Origin of the sequence: Streptomyces flavofungini, from assembly GCF_041028215.1 — a bacterium.
GTDB classification, from domain to species: Bacteria; Actinomycetota; Actinomycetes; order Streptomycetales; family Streptomycetaceae; genus Streptomyces; species Streptomyces flavofungini_B.
The window spans coordinates 1-6,982 of record NZ_JASKYR010000342.1; the positions used below are offsets into that span (position 1 = coordinate 1).

Annotated in this window: 6 protein-coding genes; 3 read left to right on the plus strand and 3 right to left on the minus strand. The window is 70.7% G+C overall.

Translation table 11 applies throughout. The features are described 5' to 3' along the window. On the minus strand, window positions 1-518 hold a 518-nt coding region (gene coaE, locus AB8Z36_RS22755), incomplete at its 3' end, for a dephospho-CoA kinase (protein WP_369215209.1). A gap of 75 nt (window positions 519-593) precedes the next feature. Beyond that, complete coding sequence (locus AB8Z36_RS22760) at window positions 594-1,532, minus strand: PAC2 family protein (protein WP_369215210.1); 939 nt, start codon at window positions 1,530-1,532, stop codon at window positions 594-596. A 279-nt stretch (window positions 1,533-1,811) separates the two neighbouring features. On the opposite strand from AB8Z36_RS22760, the gene AB8Z36_RS22765 reads away from it, so the two are divergent. Further along, complete coding sequence (locus tag AB8Z36_RS22765) at window positions 1,812-2,783, plus strand: right-handed parallel beta-helix repeat-containing protein (RefSeq protein ID WP_369215211.1); 972 nt, start codon at window positions 1,812-1,814, stop codon at window positions 2,781-2,783. A 182-nt stretch (window positions 2,784-2,965) separates the two neighbouring features. Here AB8Z36_RS22765 and rpsA read toward each other — a convergent pair whose 3' ends face one another. Then, on the minus strand, window positions 2,966-4,477 hold the full coding sequence (rpsA, locus tag AB8Z36_RS22770; protein ID WP_369215212.1) for a 30S ribosomal protein S1: 1,512 nt from the start codon (window positions 4,475-4,477) through the stop codon (window positions 2,966-2,968). Between the two features lie 343 nt (window positions 4,478-4,820). Between rpsA and AB8Z36_RS22775 the strand changes: the two genes are divergently transcribed. Then, window positions 4,821-5,642 (plus strand): class I SAM-dependent methyltransferase, encoded by an 822-nt coding sequence (locus tag AB8Z36_RS22775; RefSeq protein WP_369215213.1) that lies wholly within the window; start codon window positions 4,821-4,823, stop codon window positions 5,640-5,642. 4 nt (window positions 5,643-5,646) lie between these two features. Next, the coding region (locus AB8Z36_RS22780; protein ID WP_369215214.1) for a helicase-related protein at window positions 5,647-6,982 on the plus strand (1,336 nt) is incomplete at its 3' end.

The following is a 6,982-nucleotide window of genomic DNA, read 5'->3' on the forward strand; positions in this document are numbered from 1 at the left end:
ATCACGATGTCCGCGATCTCCAGGCGCTTCTCGCGCGTCGCCTGCGCCGCCATCCGCGCGCGGGCGTCCTCCTCGCTCATGCCACGCAGCCGCACCAGACGGTCGAGCTGGGTCGCGGGGCTCGCGTCGACGACGACCACCAGGTCGTACAGGGGCGCGAGGCCGTTCTCGGTGAGCAGCGGCACGTCGTGGACGACCACCGCGTCCTCGGCGGCGGACCGTTCGAGTTCGGCGGAGCGGGCGCCGACCAGGGGGTGCACGATCGAGTTGAGCACGGCGAGCCTGTCGGCGTCGGCGAAGACGATCGAGCCGAGCCGTGGCCGGTCCAGGGAACCGTCGGGGGCGAGCACCTCCTCGCCGAAGGCCTCGACGACGGCCGCCAGGCCGGGAGTGCCCGGCGCCACCACCTCACGCGCGATCTTGTCGGCGTCGATCAGCACGGCTCCGGACGCGACGAGCAGCCGCGAGACTTCACTCTTGCCGGCGCCGATTCCACCGGTCAGGCCCACCTTCAGCATGTCCGGCAGCTTAGGCCCTGGCTCTGACACGGCCGCCGGGGCCCCGGGCCGGACATCCCCCCGGGGTCCGCTGGGTCACCCCTCGCCCTCCCGCTCGGCGAGGAAGCGCTCGAACTGACGGCCGATCTCATCGGCGGAGGGGATGTCGGCCGGTTCGGCCAGCATGTTGCCCCGGTCCTGCGCGCCCGCCGCGGCGTCGTACTGGTGCTCAAGGCCCTGGATCAGCGCGACCAGTTCCTCGTCGCCCTCCTGGATCTGCCGATCGATCTCGGTCTGGGTGCGGTGCGCCTCGGTGCGCAGTCCGTGCGCGGCACCGGGCAGCACCAGGCCGGTCGCGGCGGTGATGGCCTCAAGGACGGTCAGGGCCGCGTCCGGGTACGCCGAGCGCGCGATGTAGTGCGGGACGTGCGCGGCGAGACCCAGCACGTCGTGGCCCGCCTCAAGGAGCCGGTACTCGACCAGCGAGGCGGCGCTCCCCGGCACCTGCGCCTCGTCGAACGGGCTCCGGTGGCCGGGCACCAGGTCGGTGCGGTTGCCGTGCGGGGTGAGGCCCACCGGACGGGTGTGCGGCACGCCCATGGGGATGCCGTGGAAGTTGACCGCGAGGCGCACGCCGAGCCGCTCCACGATCTCCTTGACGGCCGCGGCGAACCGCTCCCACTCGATGTCGGGTTCGGGCCCGGTCAGCAGCAGGAAGGGCGCGCCCGTGGCGTCCTGGAGCAGGCGGACATCGAGCGTCGGGACCTCGTAGTCGGTCCAGCGGTCGCGCCGGAAGGTGAGCAGCGGGCGGCGGGCGCGGTAGTCGACGAGCCGGTCGTGGTCGAACCGCGCCACCACCTGCCCGGGAAGGCTGTCCGTCAGCCGCTCGACGATCTGGTCGCCGGTCTCGCCCGCATCGATGTAGCCGTCGAAGTGGTAGAGCATGACAAGACCGGCCGACTCCTGGGCCAGCGCCATGTCGACGACGGCGAGGCCCTTCGGCTCCCATGCGTACAAACCCTGCGGATCAAGCACTGTGACCGCTCCTCCTCGTGTTCCTAGAGAAGAACACCCGGAGTGGCGGAGGCATTCCCTTAAGCCATCGAATTCGTCCCCGTGAACGCCCCTACAGGCAAGCCGAGTTCACGCAAGAGCGAGCCACAGACATCCCTGGCCCCTACCTTGACGCGAACATGTCCCGCCTCTACGTTCATATGCACACCCGGCGTTCACGTACAAGAACTTGCTCGAACTTCTCCACGCAGCCAAGACGGCTCCACGCGGACGCCTCCACCGGACGGGAAGGCCACCCCCATGCGCACCCGACAGAGACTGCTCACCGCCGTGCTGACCGCGACGGCCGTCGCATCCGGCCTGGCCGCGACCGCGACCGCCGCCCCCGGCGCGGTGCCCGCGCGGACGATCGAGGTGTCCACCGCCGCCCAGCTCAAGACGGCGCTCACCGGCGCCTCCCCCGGCGACACGATCCACCTGGCCGACGGCAGCTACTCCGGAAACTTCAAGACCTCGGTGGCCGCGAGCTCCGGCTCCCGCATCACACTGACCGGCTCCTCGAAGGCGGTGCTCAAGGCGGGCGGCGGCTACGGCCTGCACCTGAACGGGGCCTCGTACTGGACGGTCAAGGGCATCACCGTCACCGGCGGCCAGAAAGGCATCATGATCGACTCGGCCCGTGGCGTCGTCGTGGACACCGTCACGGTGCACGGCCTCGACATGGAGGGCGTCCACTTCCGCACGTCGAGCCCCGACGGGGTGATCAGGAACTCGCGCGTCTACGACACGGGCAACGACGGCCGCGGGATGGGCGAGGGCATCTACGTGGGCACGGCCAACACGCTCTCCGACAAGAGCGACAACGTCCAGATCCTCGGCAACACGATCGGCCCGGACGTGGGCGGCGAGGCCGTCGACATCAAGGAGGGCACCACCGGCGGCAAGCTCTCGGGCAACACCTTCGACGGCAAGGGCCTGACCGGTGTGCACTACGACGACTCGTGGATAGACGTGAAGGGCAACAACTACGTCATCGAGAACAACACCGGCAAGAACACCACGAACAACGGCTACGAGACCCACTCCCAGCAGTCCGGCTGGGGCTGCGGCACGGTCTTCCGCGGCAACAGGTCGACCCTGACGGGCGCGACGGGCGACAAGCAGCTCGCCATCAACGTGACGAACCAGAGCACGTCGTGCAGGACGACGGTCTACGCCAGCAACACGGTGACGGGCGGCAGAGGCCTGACGAACATCACGGTCACACCGTGACGAGCGGCGCGGAAAGCGTCCCCTAAGCGGCGCGGGGAAGTGCGCGACCAGCCCCCACCGACCCGCGGACGACCCCGGAACCAGGACCCGGCACGCGAACCCCGGCACACGAAACGGGCCCGCATCCCCCCGAAGGGAGACGCGGGCCCGCAGCGTCAGTCAACTACGCCCAGGGGCGAGCCTCAGCTCTGGCCACCCGCGAGCTTCTCGCGAAGCGCGGCGAGCGCCTCGTCCGAAGCAAGGGCGCCGGAGTTGTCGTCCGACTCCGAGGAGTACGAACCGCCGCCGCCACCGGTGCCGGCGGCCGGAGCCGCACCGCCGGGCGCGGCCGCACCCTCGGCCTCGGCCTGCGCGTCGGCCTCGCGGGACTTGATGACCTGAGCCTGGTGCTGCTCGAAGCGCTGCTGCGCCTCGGCGTACTGGGTCTCCCAGGCCTCGCGCTGGGTCTCGTAGCCCTCGAGCCAGTCGTTGGTCTCGGGGTCGAAGCCCTCGGGGTAGATGTAGTTGCCCTGGTCGTCGTAGGACGCGGCCATGCCGTACAGGGTCGGGTCGAACTCGACGGCCGACGGGTCGGCGCCGAAGGACTCGTTGGCCTGCTTCAGCGACAGCGAGATCCGGCGACGCTCGAGGTCGATGTCGATGACCTTGACGAAGATCTCGTCGTTGACCTGGACGACCTGCTCCGGGATCTCCACGTGGCGCTCGGCCAGCTCGGAGATGTGGACCAGGCCCTCGATGCCCTCGTCGACGCGCACGAACGCACCGAACGGAACGAGCTTGGTGACCTTGCCGGGAACGACCTGCCCGATCTGGTGCGTGCGGGCGAACTGCTGCCACGGGTCTTCCTGCGTCGCCTTGAGCGACAGGGAGACGCGCTCGCGGTCCATGTCCACGTCGAGAACCTCGACGGTGACCTCCTGGCCGACCTCGACAACCTCGGAGGGGTGGTCGATGTGCTTCCAGGAGAGCTCGGAGACGTGCACGAGACCGTCGACGCCGCCGAGGTCCACGAACGCACCGAAGTTGACGATCGAGGAAACGACGCCGGAGCGGACCTGGCCCTTCTGCAGGGTCGTGAGGAAGGTCTGGCGGACCTCGCTCTGGGTCTGCTCGAGCCAGGCACGGCGGGACAGGACCACGTTGTTGCGGTTCTTGTCCAGCTCGATGATCTTGGCCTCGAGCTCCTTGCCCACGTAGGGCTGGAGGTCGCGGACGCGGCGCATCTCGACGAGGGAGGCCGGCAGGAAGCCACGGAGGCCGATGTCGAGGATGAGACCACCCTTGACGACCTCGATGACGGTACCGGTGACGATCCCGTCCTCTTCCTTGATCTTCTCGATCGTGCCCCAGGCACGCTCGTACTGAGCGCGCTTCTTGGACAGGATCAGACGGCCTTCCTTGTCCTCCTTCTGGAGAACCAGAGCCTCGATCTCGTCACCAACCGCGACGACCTCGTTCGGGTCGACGTCGTGCTTGATGGAGAGCTCGCGGCTCGGGATGACGCCTTCGGTCTTGTAACCGATGTCGAGCAGGACCTCGTCCCGGTCGACCTTCACGATGACGCCGTCGACGATGTCGCCGTCGTTGAAGTACTTGATCGTCTCGTCGATCGCGGCGAGGAAGGCTTCCTCGTTACCGATGTCGTTGACCGCTACCTGCGGGGTGGTGGCGGTGGTCTCGGTGCTGCTCGTCATGTGGGTAAGGGCTCCGGTACGGACATTGAAGTCGTAGGTACTGCAACGCCGGAGCCGATTTCGCTCTGAAGCAGCCGGACAGCCTAGGAAGCGCGACTTCCGGAGAACGGAAGGCGCCTCGACAACCGAGGGGACATACAACAGACGCGAGCGCAGCCTGCTATGTCTGAGGAGCGCAGGCTCGCAGCGCAACTTGTAGCATACGGGGGCAGCCGGACAGGGTCAATGCGCGAAGGCGCACACCCGGGGCGGATCGCCGCATACCCGGCACAAAACCTGTCGCATGAGGCCACCTGGGCCGCACGGCACCCCCCTCGCGACGGGTCCGACGAAGATTACGACGATGGAGCCGATCATCCAAGAGTCCGAACCGCCCGAGCCCGAAGCCACCCGCCGTGACGCGGGCGTCACCGAGAGCAGCCGTGCCAACCGTGGCTGGTGGGACAGGAACGCCGACGACTACCAGATCGAGCACGGCACCTTCCTCGGCGACGACCGCTTCGTGTGGGGCCCCGAGGGGCTCGACGAAGTGGAGGCGGAGCTTCTGGGTCCGCCCGAGGAGCTGAAGGACAAGGACGTCCTGGAGATCGGCGCGGGCGCCGCCCAGTGCTCCCGCTGGCTCCTGTCCCAGGGTGCCAGGCCCGTCGCCCTCGACCTCTCCCACCGCCAGCTCCAGCACGCGCTGCGGATCGGCGGCTCGGTGCCGCTCGTACAGGCCGACGCCGGAGTGCTGCCCTTCAGGGACGGCTCCTTCGACCTCGCCTGCTCCGCCTACGGAGCGCTGCCCTTCGTCGCCGATCCGGTCCTCGTCCTGAAGGACGTGCACCGCGTGCTGCGGCCCGGCGGCCGGTTCGTCTTCTCCGCCACGCATCCGATGCGCTGGGCCTTCCCCGACGAGCCGGGCCCCGAGGGCCTCTCCGTGGCGGCCTCCTACTTCGACCGCACTCCTTATGTGGAGCAGGACGACGAGGGCAACGCCGTCTATGTGGAGCACCACAGGACCATCGGCGACCGGGTGCGGGACATCGTCGCGGGCGGCTTCCGCCTCGTCGACATCGTCGAGCCGGAGTGGCCCGCGTGGAACACCCAGGAGTGGGGCGGCTGGTCCCCGCTGCGCGGCAACCTGATCCCGGGTACGGCCATCTACGTCTGCGTACGAGACTGACCGTGTGATCCGTGACGCCGCCGCCCTGAACCTGCCCGTACGCGAAGCGCTGCCCGGCCTCCGGGCCGCCCTGGAGGGTCCGGGCAGCGCCGTGCTCTGCGCGCCGCCCGGCACCGGCAAGACGACGCTGGTGCCGCTGGCACTCGCGGGCCTGCTCGACCCGCCGGACGCCTTCGACGGCGTACGCCGGGTCGTCGTCGCCGAGCCCCGGCGCATCGCCGCACGGGCCGCCGCGCGGCGGATGGCCTGGCTGCTGGGCGAGAAGGCGGGGGAACGCGTCGGCTTCACCGTGCGCGGAGAGCGCGTCGTGGGACCCGCCACGCGCGTGGAGGTCGTCACGACCGGTGTCCTGCTCCAGCGCCTCCAACGGGACCAGGAGCTCACCGGCGTGGACGCCGTGATCATCGACGAGTGCCACGAACGGCATCTGGACGCCGACACCGTGGCGGCCTTCCTGGTGGACGTACGGGCCGCGCTCCGGCCCGAGCTGCGTCTGGTGGCCGCGTCCGCGACGACCGACGCGGAGGGCTGGGCGCGCGTCCTCGGGGACGCTCCCGTCGTGCGGGCGCGGGGCACGGCCCACCCCGTGGAGGTGGTCTGGGCGCCGCCCACCGGCCCCGTACGCCCGCCGCACGGCATGCGCGTCGACCCCGCGCTCCTCACGCATGTGGCGTCGGTGGTGCGGCGGGCGCTGGCCGAGCGGGACGGGGACGTGCTGTGTTTCCTGCCCGGGGTCGGTGAGATCGCGCGGGTGGCCGGGCAGCTCGGCGGCCTCGGGGACGTGGAGGTGCTCCAGGTGCACGGGCGGGCGCCCGCCGCCGTGCAGGACGCGGTCCTCGCCGGGTCGGCGAAGCGGCGGGTCGTGCTCGCCACCTCCGTCGCCGAGTCCTCGCTGACGGTGCCTGGGGTGCGGGTGGTCGTCGACTCGGGCCTCGCGCGTGAGCCCCGGGTGGACCACGCGCGCGGGCTGAGCGCGCTGGCGACGGTGCGTGCCTCGCAGGCGGCGGGGCGGCAGCGGGCGGGCCGCGCCGGGCGTGAGGCGCCGGGGGCCGTGTACCGCTGCTGGGCGGAGGCCGAGGACGGGCGGGTGCCGCGCTTTCCCGCCCCGGAGATCAGACTGGCCGACCTCTCCGCGTTCGCCCTCCAGGCGGCCTGCTGGGGCGACCCGGACGCCTCGGGGCTCGCCCTGCTCGACCCCCCGCCGGCCGGCGCGATGGCCGCGGCGCGGAGCGTGCTCGCCGCCGTGGGGGCGGTGGACGCGGCGACGGGCCGGGTCACGGCACGGGGCGCACGGCTGGCCGGCATGGGTCTGCACCCGCGCCTGGCCCGCGCGCTGCTCG